This window comes from Bradyrhizobium sp. Ec3.3 (genome assembly GCF_000472925.1).
Taxonomy (GTDB): Bacteria; Pseudomonadota; Alphaproteobacteria; order Rhizobiales; family Xanthobacteraceae; genus Bradyrhizobium.
The window spans coordinates 51,112-75,784 of sequence record NZ_AXAS01000021.1 but is presented as its reverse complement, the minus strand read 5'-3'; the positions used below and the strand labels follow the sequence as shown (position 1 = coordinate 75,784).

At 64.4% G+C, this 24,673-nt stretch carries 18 protein-coding genes and 1 pseudogene; 3 read left to right on the top strand and 16 right to left on the bottom strand.

All coding sequences use genetic code 11. From position 1 onward, the window contains the following. The first annotated feature begins 235 nt into the window (after positions 1-235). The 3 genes from YUU_RS0122685 to YUU_RS51405 all read left to right on the top strand — a co-directional run bounded on the left by YUU_RS0122685 (position 236) and on the right by YUU_RS51405 (position 3,856). Positions 236-2,923, top strand: coding sequence for an alpha/beta hydrolase fold domain-containing protein (locus YUU_RS0122685; RefSeq protein ID WP_027524473.1), 2,688 nt, complete (start codon positions 236-238; stop codon positions 2,921-2,923). Positions 2,924-3,135: 212 nt separating this feature from the next. Next, positions 3,136-3,399 (top strand): hypothetical protein, encoded by a 264-nt coding sequence (locus YUU_RS0122680; RefSeq protein WP_027524472.1) that lies wholly within the window; start codon positions 3,136-3,138, stop codon positions 3,397-3,399. An 88-nt stretch (positions 3,400-3,487) separates the two neighbouring features. Beyond that, entirely contained in the window at positions 3,488-3,856 is a 369-nt protein-coding gene (locus YUU_RS51405; RefSeq protein WP_245288072.1) for a hypothetical protein, read from the top strand. A gap of 23 nt (positions 3,857-3,879) precedes the next feature. Here YUU_RS51405 and YUU_RS60310 read toward each other — a convergent pair whose 3' ends face one another. The 16 genes and pseudogenes from YUU_RS60310 to YUU_RS0122585 all read right to left on the bottom strand — a co-directional run bounded on the left by YUU_RS60310 (position 3,880) and on the right by YUU_RS0122585 (position 24,474). Continuing rightward, a complete protein-coding gene (locus YUU_RS60310) occupies positions 3,880-4,035 on the bottom strand; it encodes a hypothetical protein (protein WP_198031801.1) in 156 nt (51 codons plus the stop codon). A 119-nt stretch (positions 4,036-4,154) separates the two neighbouring features. Then, entirely contained in the window at positions 4,155-4,706 is a 552-nt protein-coding gene (locus YUU_RS0122665) for a septal ring lytic transglycosylase RlpA family protein (RefSeq protein WP_027524471.1), read from the bottom strand. Positions 4,707-5,063: 357 nt separating this feature from the next. After that, positions 5,064-6,320: a DUF1501 domain-containing protein gene (locus YUU_RS0122660; protein ID WP_027524470.1), complete on the bottom strand. Its 1,257-nt coding sequence runs from the start codon at positions 6,318-6,320 to the stop codon at positions 5,064-5,066. A 2-nt stretch (positions 6,321-6,322) separates the two neighbouring features. Further along, the gene (locus YUU_RS0122655) at positions 6,323-7,807 is read right to left on the bottom strand and encodes a DUF1800 family protein (RefSeq protein WP_027524469.1); all 1,485 of its coding nucleotides are present in this window, start codon (positions 7,805-7,807) and stop codon (positions 6,323-6,325) included. A gap of 168 nt (positions 7,808-7,975) precedes the next feature. Further along, on the bottom strand, positions 7,976-9,133 hold the full coding sequence (locus YUU_RS0122650; protein ID WP_027524468.1) for a serine hydrolase: 1,158 nt from the start codon (positions 9,131-9,133) through the stop codon (positions 7,976-7,978). Between the two features lie 52 nt (positions 9,134-9,185). After that, the gene (locus YUU_RS0122645) at positions 9,186-11,705 is read right to left on the bottom strand and encodes a M56 family metallopeptidase (RefSeq protein WP_027524467.1); all 2,520 of its coding nucleotides are present in this window, start codon (positions 11,703-11,705) and stop codon (positions 9,186-9,188) included. Continuing rightward, positions 11,702-12,094, bottom strand: a complete 393-nt coding sequence (locus YUU_RS0122640; RefSeq protein WP_027524466.1) for a BlaI/MecI/CopY family transcriptional regulator — start codon at positions 12,092-12,094, stop codon at positions 11,702-11,704. The genes YUU_RS0122645 and YUU_RS0122640 overlap by 4 nt, the downstream gene beginning before the upstream one ends. A gap of 136 nt (positions 12,095-12,230) precedes the next feature. After that, entirely contained in the window at positions 12,231-13,895 is a 1,665-nt protein-coding gene (locus YUU_RS0122635) for an NAD-dependent malic enzyme (protein WP_084801507.1), read from the bottom strand. A gap of 171 nt (positions 13,896-14,066) precedes the next feature. After that, a pseudogene (locus tag YUU_RS51400) lies at positions 14,067-15,066 on the bottom strand (tripartite tricarboxylate transporter substrate-binding protein). A gap of 96 nt (positions 15,067-15,162) precedes the next feature. Further along, the gene (locus YUU_RS0122625) at positions 15,163-17,499 is read right to left on the bottom strand and encodes a mechanosensitive ion channel domain-containing protein (protein ID WP_027524464.1); all 2,337 of its coding nucleotides are present in this window, start codon (positions 17,497-17,499) and stop codon (positions 15,163-15,165) included. A 682-nt stretch (positions 17,500-18,181) separates the two neighbouring features. Continuing rightward, on the bottom strand, positions 18,182-19,039 hold the full coding sequence (locus YUU_RS0122620) for a metallophosphoesterase (RefSeq protein ID WP_027524463.1): 858 nt from the start codon (positions 19,037-19,039) through the stop codon (positions 18,182-18,184). A gap of 23 nt (positions 19,040-19,062) precedes the next feature. After that, entirely contained in the window at positions 19,063-20,355 is a 1,293-nt protein-coding gene (locus YUU_RS0122615; RefSeq protein ID WP_027524462.1) for an extracellular solute-binding protein, read from the bottom strand. Between the two features lie 41 nt (positions 20,356-20,396). Next, positions 20,397-21,239, bottom strand: coding sequence for a carbohydrate ABC transporter permease (locus tag YUU_RS0122610; protein WP_027524461.1), 843 nt, complete (start codon positions 21,237-21,239; stop codon positions 20,397-20,399). A 5-nt stretch (positions 21,240-21,244) separates the two neighbouring features. Continuing rightward, positions 21,245-22,186, bottom strand: coding sequence for a carbohydrate ABC transporter permease (locus YUU_RS0122605; protein ID WP_027524460.1), 942 nt, complete (start codon positions 22,184-22,186; stop codon positions 21,245-21,247). Then, a complete protein-coding gene (locus YUU_RS0122600; protein ID WP_027524459.1) occupies positions 22,179-23,354 on the bottom strand; it encodes an ABC transporter ATP-binding protein in 1,176 nt (391 codons plus the stop codon). The genes YUU_RS0122605 and YUU_RS0122600 overlap by 8 nt, the downstream gene beginning before the upstream one ends. 550 nt (positions 23,355-23,904) lie before the next feature. After that, positions 23,905-24,474, bottom strand: coding sequence for a sigma-70 family RNA polymerase sigma factor (locus YUU_RS0122585; protein ID WP_027524458.1), 570 nt, complete (start codon positions 24,472-24,474; stop codon positions 23,905-23,907). Between the last annotated feature and the right edge of the window lie 199 nt (positions 24,475-24,673).

Here is a 24,673-nt window from a genome sequence, read left to right as displayed (position 1 = left end):
AGCCTTGAGAGCCTTGTCCTCCGAGAGCAACGTCACGGAACTCGGCAATCGACGGAACAACAGCGTGATTGCCTCGAAAAATCAAGCGCTCACGACGGTTGTTGCGGCGCGGCGTACGCTGCGCGGGCTGCAGTCCGCAGCATCTCGCGCTACCCAGGATTGAATCTGCGCTGATGACAAACCACCGCCGCGGCGATAGCCTATCCCAAAGCAAAATGCTCGGGAGGATAATCGCATGGCTGAGGCAATGGTTGCAGCACGTGCTTCGGAAGCCACCGGGAAAGCCCAACACGTGGACGTCGCCGTGGTCGGCGCAGGCTTTGCCGGTCTCTATCTTCTGCACCGGCTGCGCAAGGCGGGCCTGACGAGCGTCGCGCTGGAAGAAGCCGACGATGTCGGAGGCACCTGGTACTGGAATCGCTATCCCGGCGCACGTTGCGACATTCAGACCATCGACTACAGCTACACTTTCGATCCGGATCTCGAGACGGCCTGGACCTGGTCGGAAAAATACGCAACCCAACCTGAAATCCTGCGCTATCTCGGCTTCGTGGCCGATCGCTACGACCTGCGGCGCGACATCCGCTTCAAGACCAAGGTCACAGAAGCGCGGTGGGACGAGGCAGCCGGGCGCTGGCAGCTCACGACCAGCAACGGCCCGGCCGTCTCCTGCCGCCACTACATCATGGCGACGGGCTGTCTCTCCGCGCCAAAGCCACCAGAGATCGACGGCGTCAAGGATTTCAAGGGCGAGGTCTATTTCACCGGGCGCTGGCCGCATGACGGTGTCAATCTCGCGGGCAAGCGCGTCGCCGTGATCGGCACGGGCTCTTCAGGCATCCAGTCGATCCCGATGATTGCCGAACAGGCGGCGCAGCTGACCGTGTTCCAGCGCACGCCGAATTTCGCGCTGCCCGCCCATAACGGCCCCGCACCGGCGGACCGGCTCGGCCTCTTGCAAGGCGACCGCGCCGCATATCGCGAGCAGGCGCGCTGGTCGATGGCCGGCGTGCCCTATCCGCAACAGACCTCCGTGAGCTGGCAGCTCAGCGACGCCGAGCGCCGCGCGCGCTTCGAAGAGGCGTGGGGCAAGGGCGATCTCGTCTACATCCTCACCCAGCTCTGGGCTGATCAGGCCGTCGATGTCGACGGCAACGCGCTGATCTGCGACCTGATCCGCGAGAAGATCCGCAGCGTCGTGAAGGATCCCGAAACCGCCGCGGCCCTGATGCCGCAAGACCATCCGTTCGGCGCCAAGCGGCCCTGCCTCGATACCAACTATTATGCGACCTTTAACCGGCCCAACGTGACGCTGGTGAATCTGCGGCAGGAGCCGATCAAGACGATCACCGCTAACGGCATCACCACCGACAAGCGCAGCTTCGAGGTCGATGTCATCGTGTTCGCGACCGGCTTCGATGCCATGACCGGCGCGATCCGGGCCGTGCATCCGATCACCGGCCGCGGCGGCATGTCGCTGTCCGAGGTCTGGGCGGACGGGCCGCAGACCTATCTCGGCCTGACGGTCGCGGGCTTTCCCAACTTTTTCATGATTACGGGACCGGGCAGCCCGTCGGTGCTGTCGAACATGGCGGTATCGATCGAGCAGCACGTCGACTGGGTGGTCGAGCGCCTGGCCGCACTTCGCGACGCCGGCTTCACCACCATCGAGGCGACCGAGACAGCGCAGGCCGGATGGGGTCAGCACATGGCCGACTGCTCGATGCTGACGCTGCATCGGCTTGCCAACACCTGGTACACGGGCGCCAACGTTCCCGGCAAGGTGCAGGGCCTGATGCCCTATACCGGCGGCGTCGGCCCCTACCGTAGCATCTGCAACGAGATCGTCGCCCGCGGCATGCTCGGCTTCAAGCTCACCGGGCCCAACGTCGCCGCGCAGTGCAATGACGGCGAGGTCGTGCGCCTGCAGCCGGACGTGCGCATCGTGCTGGGCATGCTGGCGCAGCTGAACCTGCCGCCGATCGAATCGATGGGCGCTCTGGGTGCGCGCGCCTTCGTCAACGAGTTCAACAAGGCCCGCCCCGCAGGCCGGCCGGTCGCCGAGGTCATCGATGGCACACTGGAGGGCGCTGACGGCCCGCTGCCCTATCGCCTCTATCGGCCGGCGACGCCGGGGCCACACCCGATCGTGGTCTATTTCCACGGTGGCGGCTGGGTGCTCGGCGACGAGCAGTCCGATGATCCGTTCTGCCGCGACATGTGCCGGCGCACGGACATGATCTTCGTCAGCGTCGGCTACCGGCATGCGCCGGAGCACCGCTTCCCGGCGGCGGCCGAGGACGGCTATGCAGCGACGCGCTGGGTCGCGGCGCATGCGGACGAGCTCGGCGGCACCCCGGGGCCGATGCTGGTCGCGGGCTGGAGTGCCGGCGGCAATATCGCCGCGGTCACCTGTCAGCTCGCGCGCGATCGTGGAGGCCCGCAGATCTCGGGCCAGCTTCTGGTGTGCCCGGTCACCGACTGCACGTTCGACCGTCCATCCTACGAGGAGAATGCGGTCGGCTACTTCCTGACGCGCTCGCTGATGTACTGGTTCTGGGACATCTACTGCTCGCCCGCCGAGCGCACCGATCCGCGCGTCTCGCCGCTGCGCGGCAAGGTCGCCGGCCTGCCGCCGGCGTTCGTGGTGACCTGCGAGTTCGATCCTTTGCGCGACGAAGGCGTCGCCTATGCGGACGCGCTCGCAGCCGCGGGCGTTCCGGTCGAGCAGTTGCAGGCGCGCGGCCATTTCCATTCGTCCTTCACCATGGTCGACGTTGTGATCACGGGCGTCAGTGGACGGGTACAGATGGCGGACGCCTTGCGCCGCTTCGCCGGCCTTCCGCCGGAGGCACGGCGCGGCGATGACGCGAGCCGCGGTCAAGCGCCGCCCGCGCACAAGATCGCGGCCGCCGCGAGCTGACTGCCGGCATCGAGGCTCTCATGACGTGACCTGCGGGCCGGGACCGGCCCAGGGGCCCGCAGATGCGGTCGAGAATGGTTTCGCCGACTGGGAACGAATCTTGGCCGCCGGCGTTGGGAGCGCGTGGCATTGAGATGCAGCGATAGATGTGGGCCCTGGCACACGACCACGTGTGCTGGGGTTCTTTTTGCGTGAGCGCGTAGCAGGGGCAGATGTCTTCCGAATCCCAAGTGAACTTCGGCGCAACCGCGCGCTTGCGCAAATGGCCCTCGCTCGGAAACCAACGGCGCGAGGACCGGGAGACCTACCTCGTGCTCGAAGATACGCTGGACCGATGCATCACGGCCTTCATGGAGAAGCCGCAGGCAACCAGGCACCTCTATCAGATCCATACGTCGCCACAACCGCCGCTGGTGACGGAGATTCTCTCGCCCGAGCACATCGCGGAGCTGTCTCGGCTGCGGGACTATCTCTGACGCCGCGCGACGACGAACGACATCGCGAGGAACATTCTTCTGCTTTTTCCCGTTGACGGTATGCGAAGCGAAAACGTGAGTGCCTACGATGCTCGAAGCCGTTTTGTCATCCCTCGATGTGCCCTATGGCGCGGATCAAACACTGTTCGTCGTGATCGACCGGATCAGTGGCGCCAGGGAAATCCGCATCGAGCGCGTCGATCTCGAACAGACGATCGGCGAGTTCATCGCCGGCTGCTTCAGAGATCCAGTGCGGGTCATTTCGTTCAACACACTTGAGCACTGGGTCAAGGACATCTCGGCCGACGTCGCCCTTGAAATCCAATCCCGCTGCGACATCGACGGCACCGACCTGCCCGACCATCTCCGGGATTTCGTCGAGCGCCACATCTGCGCGAGCTCCCGCACTCCGTCCGGCCTGCACGCGGCACTTCGCGCGCGGATTGCGGCACGCTAGATCGCTTCCGGTGTTCGGTATGATCAGGCCTTCCGGCGCCTGCCGGCCATCGCCTCGATCTCGCGGCGACGGTCGCCCGCGAAGGATAACAATTTCTCGACCGTAAGTGTATCCGTGATCCGTTTCGCCAGCCGCTCGGCGCGCGCAGCCTGGTCCTCAAGATGCTGGATCGTGTTCACGCGTCCTCCCCGAACCGTCGAGATTGTGTGCCCGCCATGGTGCTTCAGCGAGACTAACAGCCGGTTAAGCGCGGTATGCGGATGCGACGTCGCAGAGCTGGACTCCCGCGACGCGGCGGTTACTGCACGACGTCAAGCTTCACGTTGGCGACGCCCTTGTTGACCATGCCGAGCGCCTCGGCGGCCGAATAGGAGACGTCGACGACGCGCCCGCGGACATAAGGTCCGCGGTCGTTGACGCGGACCGTCACCGAGCGGCCGGTGGAGACGTTGGTCACGCGCAGGCGCGTGCCGAACGGCAGCGTAGGATGAGCGGCGGTGAGTTCGTGCTTGTCGAACTTTTCCCCGCTCGCGGTCTCCTGGTCCTCCGAGTAGAAGCTCGCAACGCCATGCGCGGCCGTTGGCTTCTCAGCCGCGTGGGTCGGCGCATGATGGCGCGGCCGGGCGTAGACGCCCGCGAGCCTGCGGGCCTCGTGACGATGCTCGGTCATGGCCTGCCGGCTTGCAGTTGCGAATTCCGCTTTCTGCCGCGCGACCGGCGACTGCGCGCAGGCCGCGAGCGATACGGCAGCAATCAGGCTAAGGACAAGTCGAGTAACCGCTCCGCACAGGGAACCGCGGCTTGCGTGGGTCTGCGGATCAACCGTTTCGGCACATTCGAATCGAGACATGATTGCGCGCCTCCGACCTGCCCCTAGTCCGGCGCTCAATGGAGGCAGAACCTTGTCGGAAAAGGAGCCGCCCTGCGGCCGCTGCGGTTTCGCGCAAGCTGTTGCGATTCCACCACAGTTCCTCATGCGTCTCGAAGCGAGACACAGCGCGTCCGGTCAGGGCGCGTCAGCCGTGGGACTCTCGCCACAAAACGGCGTGCGCCTCGCGCGCCGCGCTCTCCGTGAGAAGCCGCGCGAGCTCACGCCAATAAAGCTTCCGCCATCGCCGTTGCAGGCCGGTCGAAACTCGATCTCCCGTTGGGTCAGAAAGCACATGACGATCCCAATCGTGATTCCGCGCATCTCGCGCGTCTCGCTTCATCCGCTACCGACAAGTCCACTCATCGGCGCGACATCGGCGCTGTCGGGGAACACGGTGCTGGCAAGCACGGTGTCCTCGACACGCAGATGATCGCGCAGCAGCCCCTTCAGCACGGCGCGCAGATCCGTCGTCGGCTTCAGGTCGCGATCCTCGAACAGCTGTGCCGGCTTCAATCCCGGCCAGTCCGCGATCACGCGGCCGCCCTTCAATGCACCGCCGGTGAGGAATGCGACCGTGCCGGTGCCATGGTCCGTTCCCTCCGTGCCGTTGATCCGCGCGGTGCGACCGAACTCGGTGACGACGGCAACGACGGTGTCGTGCCAGGCCTCGCCCATGTTGGTCTCGATCGAGGCGAGCGCACCGTCGAGCGCGCCAAGCAGGTTGAACAGCTGCCCCGAAGCCGCGCCTTCGGCGATGTGCGTATCCCAACCGACGAAGCCCATGGCGCCAACGCGCGGGCCGTCCGGCCTGGCAAGATAGCGCGCGGCGGTACCGGCGGCCTCGGCGAAGTAGGCGCGCACGCGCGCAATGCCCGGCGGCATCAGCGTAGGATCCTCCGACATCGGATCGCCCATGCCCGCAGGGCCTCCGAGCGAGGCAAGCTTCATGCGCGCCTGGAGCACGGCGGCGAGCTTCGGATCGGTGTGCTGATAGAGATCGAGCAGGCGGTTCTGCGTGTCCTCGCTCGCCGACAGAAGCTTTTGCGGCACCCATGACATCACGGGTGCCGAGCCGCGCACCACCAGCGGCGTCACCGCACCGACGCCGAGCGCACGGCTGCCGCGTGGATCGACGCGACCGCCCGATTCCAGCGCGGCCAGCGACCGGTTGAGCCAGCCGGAGCCGATCGCGCCGGGCTTTGCAATCCCGCTCTCGAGCACGTCCTGGCCGTCGAAATGCGAGCGCTCGCGATAGGGCGTCGCCGTGGCGTGCACGATCAGCGCCTGCTGGCTCTTGTACAGCCGATGCAGATTGGGCATCGCCGGATTGAGCGCGAAGAAGGAATCGAGCGGCAGCGCCGGCGTCTTGCCGTCCAGCACCAGTGCGCGCTCGCCACGCAAGGAGATCCAGTCGGGATCGCCCACGGGCGCGACCGCGCCGAGACCGTCAAGGGCGCCCCTCAGGATGATGACGAGCAGCCGCGGATCGCGCCCTTCTGCGCGAGCGAGCTTCGGCATCTGGCTCCACGCAAACAGCGCGCCCGAGCCGATCAGCAGCTCACGCCGTGTCGGCAGGTGGTTGGCGAAGCTCATGCTCACCTCCTCTGGAAGTCCGCCGACATGAACAGGAGCGCGAGCGCCTGCTGCCGGCTCTCGGCGCGATTGACCGCCTGTTTCACCTCTGGCGAGACCGTTGATGCGAAAACGGTCTCGATGATGTCCTGCGGATCGGCCTGGCCCGCGACGCGCTCGGCGAAATTGTTGGCAATGTCGAGCCGCCGGCCCACGCCGTCGATCCAGCTCGCTTCGTCATCGGGATAGCCCTTCGGCGCCGGCGGCCGCCACAGCGCCTCGCCGAGCAGCTCTTGCCCTCCCGTGAAGCGCGTCGGATCGGCCTGCGTGATGCCAGTCGCGCGCACCATGCCGACGACCCATTCGCCGGGACGCTTGAGCTTGGACGGCGGCTCGCTCCACGCCTCGGGCGCGGACACCATCGTTTTCGCAACCTCCTTGAGGTCGCCGTCGGTCTCACGAAACGTCTTCGCCATTTGCTCGACCAGTGACGGCGGCGGCGTCTCCGCAATGAAGTGGCGCGCGAGCTTGGTCGCGACATGTGTCGCGGTCGCGGGATGAGCCGCGAGGTCGCGCAGCACGGCGCGCCCCTGCTCCACTCCCTCCTGGTCGTAGAGCTTGCCGAGCACGGTCTGCCCGCCGGGCTCGTGGAGCCGCGGGTTGAAGCTGAATTCACCGCCTCGCTCGGGATCGTTGCCGGGCGGAATCAGGGTCCAGCCCGTCAGCACGTTGGCGAAGCTGATGACATCATCCTGCGTATAGCCGCTGCGCACACCGAGCGTGTGCAGCTCCATGATCTCGCGCGCAAAATTCTCGTTCAGGCCGCGGCTGCGGTTGATGCCAGCGATCGAGTTCGCGCCCATCGAGCCGAGATTGTCGAGATAGAACAGCATCGCGGGGTGGCTTTCGGCCGCCTGCAACAGATCGTTGAAACGGCCGAGCACGTGCGGACGAATGGCCTCGCGCTCATAGGCACCCGACATGCTCTGGATCTTGTTTGCGGAGATGCAGAAGTGGTTCGACCAGAACCACACCAGCCGCTCGGCAAAGCCGATCTCCGCAGCCAGCGCCGCCTCCGTGCGCACCTTCGCCTCCTCGAGATAGATCGGCCGCCCCGGATCGGGAACGGCGTCGGCGGCCTTCTTGGCCGCCATCTCGGCGGTTTCCGCGCCCTGACCCTGCCCTTGAGTCTGTCCTGGCTTTCGCGTCTGGTTGTTTCCTTGGCTTGCGTCCTGGCCATCGGCCATGACGGGAGCCGCGGCCATCTGCTGCTTCTTGGCTTCCTGCTTGGCTCGCGCCGCACGCTTGGCATTGGCGTCCGCTACCGTGCGGTAGGCCTTGGCGCTGGAGGGAAGGCTCGCTGCGTCTGCCAGTCGCAGGGGCCGGTCGAGCTCGGCGATCAGCGCTGCGCGCGGGTCGGCCTCGATCGCGGCAATCGACCCCGGTCGCGGCCCCATGCCGAAGCGATGGAGCGCCAGCACGGCTTCAGCCTTTGTAGAATTGCTCATGGCGGGTGCCCGATATGTCAGCCAACCGAACCATCGCACCAAGCCGGTTCGGTCGACCATGACACGTTGTAATGCTACAAATCGTAGCACTTGCGCTTGTCGGCTGCAAGCTCCGATTGAGCGGTCCGCGACGGGTGCTCATCAGCCTCGTGCCGCAAATCAAGGCGTTCAGCCCGTAGGCGAAATCGCCCGCAAGACATCCCTGAAAACGCCGTACTGCAATTGAAACGCTTGCGGGCTGTAGTCCTGGTAGTAACCCGCGGTCACCACGACGACGAGATCGAGCTCCGGGACGATGCGGATCGACTGCCCGCCTCGACCGAGCGCACCAACCCAGTGGACCTCGCGCCCATTGATCTGGGTGCGACCCAGCCACCAGAGATAGCCGTAGAAAAAGGGGCCCGTGGCTTTCAGCTGCGGTGTCATCGAGGCGTCGATCCATGCCTTCGACACTATCTGGCGACCGTTCCACCGGCCGCCCGCGAGGACGAGCTGGCCGATTTTTGCCATATCGCGTGGCCGCAAGCGCAATCCCCCTCCGGCATCGCTATCCCCCTTGACCCGGGCCCACGCGAGGCGGGTGATGCCCATCGGCTCGAACAAAGCCTCACGCGCAAACTCGTCGAGGGGGCGTCCAGTGGACTTGCGCATGATGGCCGACAGGAGCGTAAGCGCGCCGGTGTTGTAGAAGAATTCCCGTCCTGGCAGAGCCGTCACCGGAAGACTGAGGACGTAGCGACAAGGATCTGGCGCCGTATGCATGCGCACCTCGTCGTTGTCGTCCTCGTTGCTCGGAATCGCTTCCACCCACTTCAGACCCAAAGACATGGTGAGCAGGTGCGACAGCCGGATGCCTTCCTTCTCGGGGGAACGCAAATCGGCCAACTCGGGAAAGAAACTGAAGATGGGTTCATTGACGCCGCCGATGATCCCGCGATCGATTGCGATCCCGACGGCGAGTGACGCGACACTCTTTGAAACCGATTTCACGTTGTGCAGTGTATCGGCATCGAAGGTGACGTTTTCCACCTGGCGGTTGTTGATTTCGTCGGTGCCCTTGAAGTACCGCTCGAACACCAGCCGGCCACTGCGTGCGACCAGAATGCCGTGCACATTGGCCGTGCCGGGGGCCGCGAGGCGATCGGCCATCCTGCGCAGTGCAGCGCTGTCGACAAGCTTGTCCTCATTGACGGCCGCGACGGGCCAGCCGTCGTCTCGCGCGGCCGGAATACCGGAGTCGTCGGGCGGGTCCGGATACACCGGCAACGTGGTGATCGGCACCAGCGCAGCTCCACCGAGAAGTGAAACAAATTGGCGCCGTCTCATTTGATGTTCTCGTTGCGCCTTTTGCAGCCGCGCAGCTCGCTTGCGTGCGTTCCTAGAAATTTGGCCCCAGCGCGATTTTCGTGATGGTGCCGTTCTTGACCCCGATCCGCCATTCCGCCGAGCCGTTGGCGAACTGGGCGATGTAGATGTCGCTGTCGAGCGCGGTGACGCCGCGGAACGACATCGCGCGCAGCGCACCGAGCCGCGTCAGGATCGCCTGGTCGAACGGAAGCTGCTGACGCGTCAGCTCGGCAACCTCCGTGGTCATGTGGTCATAGTCCGGACGGCCCTTGCCGACTCCCTCGATGTACTGCCGCAGCATCTCCTCGCCGTTGGCGATCGGCATGCTCCGCCGGGTCGCGCGCCCCAGCCGCGCACCGGGATGCGGCGCGTCGACGTTGTAGAAGCGCGTCTGCCGTCCCGGCAGCAGGACCTCGCGACATTGTCCCGACCGGTCGGCAATCACCCAGGGACTTTTGACTGTGGTGAGGAAGGACGACGTCATGCTGCTGCCGATGGTTGTCTGCATTCGCCGATTGCCGTCCGTATCCAGGTTGAAGACCTGAATGTCGTCGCCGGTGTCGTTGTAGAACATGATCCTGATCGGCGAGCTGCTGGCCTGGCCGCGAACGGCGGCTTGTTCCGAACAGGCGACGATGCCGCCGAGTTCGTCGTTGCCGTCGGGACGGAAGGTCACGTCGCCAGTCTTGCCGTCCGGGTCGATCAGCAGGCGAAACTCAGCCGTGCCGTTCTCGAACTTCGCGCCATAGATGTCGTATCCGCCGGGGCCGACGCCGCGGAAGAAGATCGATTCCACCGCGCCCAGCGCCAGGAACGTCGCGTGTAATTCACCGGCCTGCCGATGGATCTTGGCGGCCAGCGGCGCGCTCATGGCGTCGTAGTTGGGCGTACCGCGACGCAAATCTTCGATGCCGCGGAGGATCATCTCCTTGCTGCCCGGCGCCGGGACCTGGTCCCTGAACCGCTCCGGAACTTCCGCGATCCGCCGCAGGAAGTCGGCCTCGATGCTGCCTGCGACGGCCGCATCGATGCGTCCCGCCAGGCGCGGGCCCGACGCCGCGCTGTGCAGGAGGACCCGCGCCACCTGGGCCTGATCGTCGCGCAGGAAGACCACGAGATCGTCGCCCCTGATCGAGAACGCGTCGGCGCCTTCGGCCATCAGGGCAAAGGCGGGCCGGCCGGTTTCGTGCGCCAGCAGCCGATTGCCATCGCGCTTGACGGTCAGCACGCGGTTGAAGGCGACCTTGTACCAGCCGACATACTGGTCGAGCGAGGCAGGATCGACGGCCGGAGCCGGCATCTCGGCGAGGCGGGTGGCTCGGACGTCGCGACCGTTCACCCGCATCATCAGCTCCGAGGACCGGCGCTCCGCATCGACCGGAAACGCGATGTTGCCGAACGAGGCGACATAGGACGCCATGCCATCCTGCACCGTCAGTCGCAGCTTGCGCTGCCCGGCCCACTGCCCGAACAATTCATCGCCGTCGCGGAAGATGGCTAACACCGACGTCGGGCCAAGCGCGTAGAAATTGACGAACGCGCGATAGTGCTGCCCGCTGCCCGTCTCGCCGGCCTCCTCCACGGCCGGGCTCGCCTCCGGCGTGCGATAGGCGATCATGCCGGTCGAGACGATCACGGCCGGCACGATCATGGCCGCGATCCAGACGCGCTTGCGCCAGCCGACCGCAGCGGGCATCGCCGCCGCTGCAATGATGCGCTCGACGCGGGCGCGCACCGTCGATGCCCGGGCCATCGCCAGCTCCATCGGACGCGGCTTCACGGAAGTTGCGACGTCGAGCAGGATCTCCGCGTAGGACAGCCTGTCGTCGATCGCCTCGATCGCCTGAACGTCGCTGATGATCTCGGCAAGCTCCGCCAGATGCGCGAGCTGCCACCACGAGAATGGGCTGAACCAGAACACGGCGCGGTTAAGTGAGGCGAGCAGCAGGACGTAGAAGTCGCGATTGGCGACATGCGCGCCCTCATGGGCGAGCACGGCGAGCCGCTTTTGCGCATCCCATTCAAGAAACTGCGGCGGCACGAGAATGATCGATCCGAAAGTGACGGGACCGCCGACGTCGCGGCTGACGCGCACCTCGGCATTGACAACCCGGGGGCCGCCCATCGGCTTCGCAGCCCGCGCCAGACGAAAGGTCAGCCAGAGGCCGACGAGGAGCCGCAGCAGCAGGACGCCAGCGATGCCGGCATAGACGATCGTGGCGATGCCCCACCAGTTGATCGGCGCGGGGATTTTCACTGGCGAAGCCAGGGCTGCGCCGTGGTCGGCGGGCAGCACGGGCGACAAGGACTCCCCGATCAGTACCTCAGCCGGCCAGACATCGTCCGGCGCTGCCACCGGCAACGGCAGGCGCGTGATGGTGAGCGTCGGCCAATGCATCACGAACGGCATCGCGAGCGAGGCAAGCAGCACGACGACCCACGCAGTCATGCGCACGTGCGGATTGCGCACGCGAAAGAGATAAAGACCAAACCAGACGACGCCTCCCAGTACAAAGGAGCGCAGCGCCGCCTCTGCCAGAGTTGCGATCATTCTTTCTTCACTCCCCTCACCTTTTTCGCTTTGGCCACCTGGTCAGCCAGCGTGCGCAACTGCTGCTGATCGAGCATCGCATTATCGACCATGCCGACCAGCACCTCCTCGATCGAACCGTTGCAGAACCAGTCGACGATGCGCTGGACCGCCTTGGCGGCGACGCGTGCGCGGGGCTCGACCGCCTGGTAGACATAGGTGCGTCCGTCCACAGTGTGCCGCGCGTAGCCCTTTTCTTCCAGCCGGCGCAGGACAGTGCGGACGGTCGACTCCTTGAGACGGCGCGGCAACCGTTCACGCACGACCTCGGCCGTCACCGGCCCATGAGCCCAAACCAATTGCATGACCTCGCGCTCGAGGTCGCCCAGTTCGGGCAAACGATCGTCCATGGTATCTGACCTTGCGGCTGGAAGTTTCTTGTAACGCTACGGATCGTCGCATATACGGCCGCGCCGCGCAACGGCGTTTCCACCTCAGATAGTGCCGGGGTGCTGACCGATCCGCCCGCGCGGGCGGGCGAAGCCGTCAGTAATGCGGCTCGTACATCTGCGACCGGACGAGGCCCATCACGTCATTGGGCGCGGGCCCGTCCGCAAGGCCGCGTTGATAGGCGACCTGCGCAACCGCCGCGGCGATCTTGGCGGAGACCTCGCGGATGCGTGGCAGCGCCGGGTAGAGGCTGCCCTGATCGAGATCGTCCTTGCCGACGCAATCAGCGAGCGAATGCGCGGCGGCCATGAACATCTCGTCGGTCACGAGGCGCGACCGGCTGGCGATCACGCCGAGGCCGACGCCCGGGAAGATGTAGGAGTTGTTGCCCTGGCGCGGGACGAACGTTCTGCCGTTGAGCGTCACCGGGTCATAGGGACTGCCGCAGGCGAACAGCGCGCGGCCCTCGGTGTAGCGATAGGCGTCCTCGGCCGAGCACTCCGCCTTCGAGGTGGGATTGGAGAGCGCGAACACGATCGGATGCGCGTTGAGCTTCGCGATCGCCTTGAGCACGTCCGGCGTGAACGCGCCCCCGACCGCCGCGACGCCGATGATCGCGGTCGGCTTCAGCGTTTCGATCGCGGCGAGGAAGTCGGCGATCTGCCCATGGTCGTGGGCGTAGCGCAGCTTGTGACCGGACAGGCCGGCCCGCCCCTTGACGACAAGGCCGCGGGAATCCACCAGCCAGTTGCGCATCAGCGCTTCGGCTTCGGAGGCGCCCTCCGCCATCATCGCCGAGACCACGAGATCGGCGATGCCGGTCGCGGCCTCGCCCGCGCCGAGGAACAGGATGCGCTGGTCCCTGAGCTTGCCGCCGCCGACGCGCAGCGCCGAGAACAGGCCGGCAAGCGCCACCGCCGCCGTGCCCTGGATGTCGTCGTTGAAGACGCAGGCCTCATCCCGGTATTTGTGCAACAGCTTGAACGCGGCGTGGTTGGCAAAATCCTCGAACTGGATCAGCACGCCCGGAAACGTCTTGCGCGCAGCCTGCATGAACTCGTCGACGAAACTGTCATAGGCTTCGCCCGTCAGGCGCCGTTCGCGCAAACCGAGATAATAGGGATCGCGCAGCAGCTCCTCATTGTTGGTGCCGACGTCGAGCACGATCGGCAGGCACTGCTCCGGATGCACGCCGGCACAGGCCGAATAGAGCGAGAGCTTGCCGACCGGGATGCCCATGCCGTTGGCACCGAGATCGCCGAGGCCGAGAATCCGTTCGCCATCGGTCACCACGATCAACTTGGCGGGATAAGGCCAGTTCTTCAAAATCTCGGCGATCTGGCCGCGATCGCGCGAAGAGATGAACATGCCGCGCGGACGCTGGAAGATCAGGCCGTATTTCTGGCAGGCGAGCCCGACCGTCGGCGTGTAGATCAGCGGCTGGATCTCGTCGATATTGTCGCAGACGACGCGAAAGAACAGCGCCTCGTTGCGATCATGCAACGCGTTCAACGCAACATACTTCTCAAGGTCACTCGGCAGATTGCGCAAGTTGATCAGCACGCGCTCCGCCTGGTCCTGCATCGTCAGCACGCAAGGCGGCAAAAGGCCACGCAGGCCGAGTGCGGCACGTTCCTGTTCGGTGAAAGCGGTGCCCTTGTTGAGCAAGGGATCGCGGAGCAGCGTCATGCCACGCGTCGAGCTGGAAGGCGTCGAACTGGAAGGCGTTGAGTGGGCGGTGACCCGGTCAGGTCTATTCACGAATTCCCCCGAGAGTTTCTTTTGTCAGAACAAACATTGTCCGCCACCCCTTGATTGAGATCAAGGACATTGCAGGTCAAGACCCGATTGTGATCTCGCACCGCAGCGATGCACGTGTGATGAAGAATGACGCAGGCTGCATCAGGCCAGCCAAAAAGTTAATGCCGCGCCCTATTCCGCCTTTATGTCGGCGATCTTCACGATACGCCACCACTTGTCGATCTCGGCGCTCTGGAACGCTGCGAGTGCGGCCGGAGCCTGCTGCTCGCGTGGCGGGATTTCCTGACCGAGCTCCGCAAAGCGCTGACGGACCTTTGGATCGGCGAGCGCGGCCACGATTGCCGCGTTGAGCCGCTCGAGGACGTCCCTGGGCGTGTTCTTCGGCGCCCATAATCCCGTGCCAGTAGGAAATGTAGAGGCCAGGGAGGCCCGCTTCGTCGACCGTCGGAATATCAGGCGCGGCGGCAAGTCGCGTCGGCGAGGTCACTGCAAACGCCTTGATCGTTCCGTTCTTGATCTGCGGCAACGAATTCGACGCCTGATCGAACATCAGGTCGATTTGCCCGGCTACGAGGTCGATCATGGCCGGACCCGCGCCCCGATAGGGCACGAACTGGAATTCCGTACCGGTCCTCGTCTTGAAGAACACGCCGGCGACGTGCGCGCCGGAGCCAGCGCCGGCCGTCCCGGCTGACGCCTTGTTCGGATTGTCCTTCAGCCAGGCGATCAGCTCCTTGAGATTACCGGCCTCCAGGGTCTTCCTGCCGACGATGAGCTGAGGCCCGCTGGCAACCAGCGCGATCGGTTCGAAATCGGCAAGCACGTCGTAACTGAGCTTGTAGATCGCGCCGTTCAGCACGTGCGTGCCCCAATGACCGATGGTGATCGTGGTACCGTCGGGGGTTGCCCGCGCGACGCGCGCGCCTGCGATGCTGCCGGACGCGCCGACCACATTCTCCACCACGATCGTTGCGCGAAGATCGGCCGCCATCCGCTCGGCAAGAATCCGCGCCAGCGTGTCGGTCGGTCCGCCCGCCGCAAACGGCACCACCAGCGTGATCGGCCGCGACGGGAATGACTGGCTCGTCCCCGGTGCGGCGAACGCAACGAGTCCGATCAGTGCGCAAATCACAGTGACAAAGCCGCGCAATCGGGCCGACAATCCACCCATCATTTCCCAGCCTCCCGCTTGCGCCCGCAGTTGACCGGCGGGCTTGTTTGTGGCGAGAAGTGAACGACGTCGCCGTTCAGGAGGCAAGGAAGAAGATCAGCCGGTCGCCCGCCGCAAGGTCAGGTTCGAGGCCGCGTCGGCCGGCGCGGCGATCTGCATCAGAATGGTCTGCGCGGAGGAAGCAATCTCGATTCCGTTTTCCTGGAAGCGCAGCTTCATGCGGCGGTTGAACTCGCGTTGAACCGGCCAGCGGCCGCTGTCGGTGCAACGGATCTGGCCGACGATCGACACCATGGAGCCGTCCACCTTGTCGATGCCCCAGAGCTCCAGATCGCCGCGGATCGCGGCGCGGAATTCCGGCTCCCGACGCATTTCATCGACGATGTCCTTGAGGATTTGCCCGGCGCGATCGGTATCCGCCTTGTAGGCGACATTGACACTGACCGATGCATTGCCCGCGCCACGGCTTGAATTGGTAATGGTGGTCACCGCGCTGAACGGCACGATGTGCACCGAGCCGTCGCCGGCGCGGAGGCGAATGGTGCGGATCGAGACATTTTCGACCACCCCCGTCAGCCCGGATACGCTGACGGTGTCGCCGACCTGCACCGTATTCTCGAGGAGGAGAAACAGGCCGGTGATGAGATCCTGCACCAGCTTTTGCGAGCCGAAGCCGATTGCGATACCGACGATGCCGGCCCCCGCCAGAAGCGGCGCGACATTGACGCCGATCTCGCTCAGCGCGGTGAGACCGACGACGGTCGCAATCAGGCAGAGCAACACCGTCCGCAGCATCGGTTGAAACGTGCGCAGACGCGCCGCGCGGGCGTAGTGGCCCTCGCGCGACAGGGCATTGATCTGTCGATCCATCAGCGCATTGCTGGCCTCCCATATCGCAGCCGCGATTGCGGCGGCAATGCCGATGGTCGCGACGGCGGACACGAGCCTGCTGCCGATCTGGCCACCATAGAACCAGACGATGGCATCAACGCCCCAGACCTCCAGCACGGCCACAAAGCCGATAAAGGCGATGATACCCGAGACGATCTTGCGCAGCAGAGGCAGATAGCGGTTGGCGCGGATCTCGAGGCCGGGAAAGCGCTGGAGGATCTCCGGATTGATGCGGAAGCCGCGGTCGATCAGGCTCAGCGTCACCATGATGGCGACGCGCGTGATCAGCGCAACCGCGATGGTGCCGACGAAATACTGGAGCAGCAGCGAATAGCCGTTTTGGATGTTGAGCGCCCAGACCGCCCACAGCGCCAGATCGAGTGCAATCGCAGGATAGTGCCAGATGCTGGCAACGCGATTACGCACCCTTGCCGCAAGGCCCTGCCGGCCGGCCGGCGCGCGAATGGCCTCGGCGACCTGGCGGCGGCATTGCAGGATGATGACCACGATGAAGAGATGCATGATCAGCATGACCATGCGCAGCAAGGCGGCATAGCCGGCCCGATGCAGGCCGAGCAGCAGCGCCACATTGGCAAAGGCGATGCCGGAAACACCGACGCCGACGATGCGCCGCGCCCAGATCTCGATATAGGCGGCGGTCTCGGCGCGAACCGGAAAGAGGCCGAAGGGCCCCGCCAGTGCCCGGACCAGACAGATCAGTCCTCGCGAGAACGCATAGGCATTGACGACGGCGAGGATGACGAGGCGGACGGTTGCCGGCTCGCCGATCTCGGTTCCCAGCAACGTCGTGGCAATGCCGACAAAGACGAACACCGGGAGCAATTCGATCACGAGGCGGCCGAGCACGAAAGGCAGACGGAGCAGGAGTTGCCAGGCGCGGGCCAGACTGGCGCGGCGGCGATGCAGCTCAGGCTCGGCAGCCACGGACAACGGCGGCTCGATGATGGGGAGCGCCTGCGTGGGCACGTGCGGAGCCTGCGGCACGCGCGCCTCCAGGAATGCGACCGGACGCCTGATCAGGCGGAAAATCAGCCACTCGGCGCAGAAGGCGCAGCCGAACACCAGCGCCAGCTTCCACGCGATCTCGATCAGCAGATTGTAGGCGGCAGGGTCATTCGCCGTCCGCACGATCCAGTAGTAGAACGCCGGAAAATGCGTGAGTGTCCGCGCCATGTCGGCGACCTGACGCGAGATCTCGCCGATCTCCTCCGAGACCGTCAGCAGAAGCTGTGCGCCGAGCCCGTCGGCTGACAGCGAAGCGGGCGACTTCTGCTCGGGCGCGGGTGTTGCACCCTGCGGCTGATCCGACACACTGGCGATTGCGCGCAGCGTATCGATCATCCGGGCACGTTTCTGATCGTCCTGCAGCGTGTCCAGTGCGCGCCGGGCCTGCTCCGGGGAGAGCGTTGCAGCATTGCCGGTCGCAGGCGGCGGCGCCGGTTCGGCGCGAGCACCGGAAAGAGTTGAGATCGCGAGGAAGACGCAGGCAGCGAGAAGCGCCGAAGACAGCCGTTGCGACACGATGAGTTCCCAGAAATGGCTAAGGCGGTGTCAGAACCGGCACCGCCTTGTGTACGTTCATGTCGGATCACCGCTATTCGCCCCGGTGCTGTGTCGGAAGTTTGCCGTTGCGGCGACTTTCTCTTGGCATTTGCTGCGACGCATGACACACAACGTCAACGCGTATGCGACCGGGCCGCCGTCTTCGAGGCAATGTCGAGCGCTCACCACACAATCGTGCCCAGGCTCCGCGACGGAGAGCCGGACTACGATCGATGACTTGGTGATTTGCCCAGAACGCAGGAGAACATCTAACGCTTCGCCGGGCAATGGCTGCGCCATCGTCGCCGACAGAAACCGGAATGCTCAAAATTACAGCGCCGGGCCGGTAAGGGGCCATGCCTCACTGATGCGGCCCACTTCACCTTGACCCGGCGTGCCGTTCGCGGATGTTACCGCTATGCGATAGTCCGAACGAGCTCCATCGCACTTAACGCGGCTGGATCTGCGGAGGTGGTGTCATAGACCTCCCCTTGCTCATGACATGGACTTTGCGTGTCGCGCTGGGCGACCAACGGCATGCTCCTCCCGCGACATAGAACTGTCAAGCGGGATCAATGGCGCAGCGAGCAAATGTGAAGTGACGACGCGCGTGTTCGCTGATCGGAATAAAACGGTTCCACCGGCGTTTGTGTCAACGAGGTTATCGACGGACTTGATCCACTATCGTTGCAAAATCGGGAAGCGGCGCCGTCCATTTCGATTTGGCATGGCGCCACGGCAGCGTCACCGCGAAGGGATCGCGACCACCCACGCTCCACGTTAGAACGTCGCCCTCGATCTCCAGGACGGCGGTCGTCCCGGCCGGCTCGCCCGCGGTCGTAAAGCTCTCGGTCAACGATTGCAGCGTGATGTGCGGCGTGCCGTCCACGGTGCTCACCGTATTCCAGTGGACATGACCTGCGAGCGCGACGATCGGGCACGGAGCAGCGGCAATGACCCGCCGGATGTCAGCGATCTCGGCGTAGGTGGAATGCCCCGGATTGTTTTCAAAATAGTAGTTGCCGATCTGGGCATGCCCGGAGAGCGGCACGTGGCTCACGAGCAATGTCGGCCGGTCGTCGGCTTCGAGAAGATCCGAAAGCTCGCGCAGATCGCCTGCAGCAAGATGAAAGCCGCGTTCAAGCGTCAGGCTCACATCGGGCTGCCAGAAGACGATCCGCACGTCGCCGACAAGCGCAGAGCGAGATGACGTCGAGGCTCCCAGGATCGCCTCGTTCTCAGCCGCACTGAGCATCGCGTGATCGTGATTGCCGCTGACGTGGTGACGCGGGATGCGCACAGCCCCGAACAACCGGGCTACATCGGCCTGAAGCTCGCGGTCGCGTGCTGAACTTTCATCGGAAATGCGATCGCCAAGGTCGATCACGGCGGTGAAATCACCCTTGTCGACATCGCTGATGAAGCGCTCGAGCAACGGGAGCGCGGCCGAGCCCTTCTTGGTGAGAGCGTCTCGGCCGTGGTGAATATCGGAAACGATCGCAAGGCGTGTGCGGGTCATGATCAAATTCTCGCTGGCGACCGTCAGCCCTGCTTCCGAGGCAGCAAGGCCTGTACAGCTTTTCCCATCTCGTCGAGCGTTGGGTCAGCGTCGCCTCTCTTCGCCACGACGGTCTGCAGATGATCATTGATCGTATCGGTGATCCTCAGCGCGTTCTGGCCCGGGAACGCATACCATCCGGTGATCGCGTCCTGCTGGCGGATCGAGATCATGTGGTTCGGATTGTCGCGGTAGAATTTCGCGAGCAGATCCTCCCGCTGTGCAGGAATCGAGGTCGCCGGCATGTAACCGGTCGCGTTCACCATCATGGTCGCGCCGACCGGGCCGGTCGCAAACTTGATGAATTCCCATGCCGCCTTCTGCTTGGCGGAATCCTTGGTGAACATCATTGCGACGTTACCACCGGCCGGCAGCCGGGCATTCGGAGCAGATAGGGGATAACGGCCGCAGGCCAGGCGAAAGCGCCCGCCAATCTCGCGATTGTAGCGCCCGAGTTGCGCCGTCGATTGCATGGAGATGCCCATGCGGCCGGCGAACATATCCTGAAACATGACCTCGGGCTTGATGTCGGGCATCTTGCCGACGTCGACCAGGCTGCGCAGCACGCGGACGCCTTCGCGCCCCGCAGCCTCGGTGAAGCGCACCTTGGCCTCGCTGTCGTCAAGGAAGGCGCCGCCATGCGACCGCACCAGCGCCTGCCAGCCCCAATTGCCGGTAATCGTCCAGTCGTAGAAGATGCCCGTGATATTCTTGGCGGGGTCATGCATCGCCGCGGCGAGCTTGATGACCTCGTCCCAGCTCGTCGGCAGCTTGTCGGGATCGCCGCCGGCTGCCTTCACCAGATCGGCATTGTAGTAGAGGATCGGCGTCGACAGGGCAAAGCCGATGCCGGTCTGCTTGCCGCCGACCTGGCCGAGCGATAGCAGCGTCGGCGAGAACCCGAGATCCTTGGTCTCGGGATCGGCCGCCAGCAACGGCGCGAGGTCGACCGGAATGCCGCGCTCGTCGAGCGTGCGCTGACGGTTGAGGCCGTGGAAAGCGACATCGGGCAGCGAGTTGGTCACGGCATCACGCAGGTTGCGCTGCATGATCTCCTCATAGCCGTTCTCCGGCGCGCGCAGCGTCACCTTGACCGATGGATTCTTGGCCTGGAACTCCTTCGCCAGGGATTCCATCAAATCCTTGAACAGCACCGGTATCGAGTAGGCGACGCTTATTTCGGTGACAGCGGATTGAGCGCGGAGAAAGGACGGCATGGCGACGGTGCCGGCAACCGCGGCGGCGTTGGCGAGAAACTGTCGTCGGGAGCGCTTCATGTTCGTTTCCTTGTCTCTGGAGCTTGATCGGCTTTTCGCCTTCACTTCACCGCGGTCATGGTCATGCTGTCGATGAACCATCGCTGGGCGAACAGGAAGGCGGCTGCGAGCGGAGCGTTGACCACGACCGCCGCGGCCATGAGGTAGCCGTAGTTGGTGCCGGCCTCGGCATTGGCGAAGAAGAGAATGCCGAGCGGCGGCGGCGCCAGCTGCTCGGACTGGATGACGATCAATGGCCAGAAGAAGTCGTTCCAATGCCATACCAGCGAGAGGATTCCGAACGACACCAGCGCGGGGATCGCGGTCGGCAGCATGATGCGCCAAACGATGGCGAACTCGGAGAGACCGTCGAGCCGCGCCGCGTCGAGGAGATCGTCAGGCACGGTGCGGAAGAACTGCCGCATCAGGAAGATGCCGAAGACCGAGATCGAGGACGGCAGAATCAGCGCAAGATAGCTGTCCAGTATGCCGAACTTCCACAGCATGACGTAGATCGGGATCGCGGTGACCTGGGGCGGGACGAGGAGACCGGCCAGCACGAGGACGAAGGTCGTCTCGCGCCCGTGCCACCGGAGCTTCGCCAGCGCGTAGGCGCAAGGCAGCGCAAGGGCAACCTGAGCTACAAAGATGCAGGCGCCGACGAAGAGGCCGTTGAGCAGGTAGCGCCCGAGCGGCTGCTTGGTGAAGGCCGCCGCATAGTTCGACAGCCCGTTCCAGCCATCCGGCAGCAGATGGAAATGCGGTGCATAGATCTCCCCTTGCGTCTTCAGGCTGATCGACACCATCAGGATGAAAGGTGCGAGCATCAGGATCGCGCCAGCCCCGAGCACGAGATGCCGGAAAAGTCCGAAGCCAAGACCTGCGAGATTCGTTCTACCCTTCATCCGCGTCATCCGTAGTGCGCGCGCTTGTCGAGAAGAGTGGTCTGCACCAGCGTCAGCAGCAGCACGATCCCCAGGAACACACAGGTAAGCGCCGCCGCGTAGGCCGAGCGCAGGAAAGAGAAGCCCTCCTGGTACATCTGGAAGAGCAGCACGCTGGTGGACTTGTTGGGGCCGCCTTGCGTAAGGACCGCGATGGTGTCGAAGACCTGGAATGACCGGATCGATGTGATCGTCACGACAAACACGGCGGCCGGGCCGAGCAGTGGCCAGGTGACCAGCCGAAAACGCTCCCAGGCGCCGTCGACACCGTCGAGCGCAGCAGCCTCGTAAAGGTCGCGCGGGATGGCTTTCAGGCCAGCAAGGAACAGCACCATATTAAGGCCGACAGCTTGCCAGATCCCGATGACGCCGAGCGCGTAGAGCGCCGTAGACGGCGTCTTCAGCCAGTCGAGCGTCGGCAACCCAAGGACCGCGAAGAGCTGATTGACGACGCCGATCGTCGGATGGAACGCGAACTGGAATACGAAGGCCATCGCCAGCAGCGTCGCGGTGACCGGCAGGAAATAGACTGCGCGGTAAAACCCGCGCAACGACGTCCCCGCCTCGATCAGGAGCGCCACCAGCAATCCAAGCAGTACCGAAAGCGGCACGGAGAACGAGACGTAAAGCAGCGTATTCTTCAGCGAGACCCAGAACGACGGGTCCGCGAGCATCTCGGCGTAATTGCCAAGCCCGACCCAGGCGATCGTCGGCGCACCGAACGTCCAATCGGTGAAGGAGAGAACGACGACTGCTACGGCTGGCCCCAGCAGCAGCAGCCACATCAGCATCACCGCAGGCGATGCGAGTATCCATCCGGCCAGCATCTCTGCCGCCAGGCCTGCGGGGCGCGCCGTTCCAGCATGAGCCGAAGCGCTCGGTGCCTTCAACGTCCCCGCCTCAGCCATGACGCACCTCGGCAAGACGCGACACGGCGTTGCTCGCCGTTGCCCGAACGCGCCGGCCCGTCGCGTCGAACAGGAGGACACGCGATGGATCCGCCCAAATGCGAACGCGGCGCCCGACCGCGAGCCTAGCCGCATCCACGGGATCAGCGCGCATCACGACGGCGGACGCGAGGTTCTCGACCCCCACATAAACGAGCGTTTCCGAACCCAGCGGCTCGAAATGCCGCACCGTGCCGGTCAGCTCGGCTCCGCGAGCATTCTCGTCTTCGAGCGTCCACGCTTCGGGACGGATCGCGAGTGAAACCGGCGCGCCGGCATCGACCCGCGCCGATATCGGCCAGGAGCGGCCCAGTACTTCGACGCAACCATCGGCGCGCACCGTCGCTGGAATGACGTTGATCTCCGGTGTCCCGATGAAGCGGGCGATCTCGATCGTCGCCGGATCGTCATAGACCTGTTGCGGCGGAGCAACCTGGAGCAGGCGGCCGCCCATCATCACGGCGACACGATCGGACATGGTCATCGCTTCAGCCTGATCGTGGGTCACGTAGATGAACGTCGCCCCGAGGCGATGATGCAGTTCGGCGATCTCCGCACGCGCTTGCAGGCGCATCTTTGCATCGAGATTGGACAGCGGCTCGTCCATCAGGAAGGCAAGCGGCTGGCGCACCATGGCACGCGCGAGTGCGACGCGCTGACGCTGGCCGCCGGAAAGCTGCGATGGCCTGCGATCGTGCAGATGGTCAATGCCAAGCGCCGACGTGACGGCGCACACGTCGGCGGCGATCGCTCGCCGAGCCTCGCCTGCCCCGGGCATTATGCGACCGATCAGCGGCAGCCGCTGCAAGACATTCATGCGGCGCATGGTCAACGGAAGCGCGACGTTCTTCGCAACCGTCATGTGCGGGTACAGCGCATAGGACTGAAACACCATCGCCAGGTCGCGCTGCTTCGGCCGCAAGGCGTCGACGCAGCGGTCACCGATCCGAATGCTGCCGCTGTCCTGGTCTTCGAAACCGGCGATGATGCGCAACAACGTGGTCTTGCCGCAACCGGACGGACCGACCAGCGTCAGGAATTCACCATGGGCGATGTCGAGCGACACGTCGTTCAAGACGTCCGCCTGACGGAACGCCTTGCTTATGTTCTCGACCGAAATCCGTGCCATCTGCCGCCTCCATGCCGCCGCATCATTGGCACCGTCGGATGACAGTTTCATGAATTTGTCTCAGTAATTGTCTAGTTACGAGCTGAATAAAGCTCAGTCAATAATCCGAGGCGGAAAGGTGGAACGTGGATCAGGAGTGCGGACACGGAGCTATCTCGTCGATCTGGACGGGACGCTGATCAGCGGTCGCAAACCTTTGCCGCGACAAGCCTCTTAAAGTCGTTCGGCTCATTGACGGCGAGACTAAAGTGGAAAACCAGAGGCTATGCTCACGGCGAGATTGACGATCTTCTCGCTTGAAACTCTGTTGATCAGGTTGGTGAGATCGCCCTTGCTCATCGTCTGATCACCGAATCGCAAGCGCCGACCCAAGCGATGGTCTCGGCATGTTCCTCGCGGATAACGGCATATTCGCCGGCGAGCGGGATCACGAGTCAGCCCCTCCTCGACCCAGCGCGCACGTTCAGCAGGCCCCGGCGTACCCTGGAAGCAGTAGCTCGACTTCATTGGCGTCTTCCGTCTTCTTCCAGCACCTTTTTGCTCGATCCCCTCATCGCCAACCTTGTTCAACGCCGGCAGCCTTCAGCAACTCGGCCAGTTTTTTCCGCGCGTAGAACAAGCGCGTTTTCACGGTGTTCTCCGGAATCCCGACGGTTTCGGCCACCTCTTCCAGGGCTTTCTCGTGGTAGTAGACGAGATCGACAATCTCCCGGTGCTCCGGCGAAAGCCCGCCCAGGCACTTGCGCAACGCTTCGCCGGTATCCTTCTTCGTCGTGGCCACTTCCGGGTCGTCGGACGTGTCCTCGATCGCGTGGGCAGCCTCGTCTTCCAACGTAAGGTCCCTCCTGCGCCGTAGCGCCGAGAGGGCCTTGAAGCGCGTAATCGCCAGCAGCCAGGTTGAGACAGCAGATCGGCCTTCAAACTTGCCAGCCCGACGCCAGACGTCGAGAAAGACCTCGCTGATGAGATCTTCCGCAACCTGTTCGTCGTGGACGAGCCGAAGCCCGAAACTGAATACCCTGACATGGTGCCGTCCGTACAGCACCTGCATGGCGCGCCGGTCGCCTTGCGCGATCCACGCGATCAGGACTTCATCCGAAGCCACCCGTTGTTCGCTCAAGGTCCGTCTCACAGGATTCGAGCCGACCAACGTCAGGCACTCACCGTCGGCGATGTCGAGCGACACATCCTTCAAGACTCCGTCTGACGGAACGCCTTGCCGATGTTCTCGACCGAAATCCGGGCCATGCCCCGCCTCCATGTTGCCGATCATTGGCACCGTCGGATAATAGTTTGATGAATTTGTCTCAGTCCTAGTT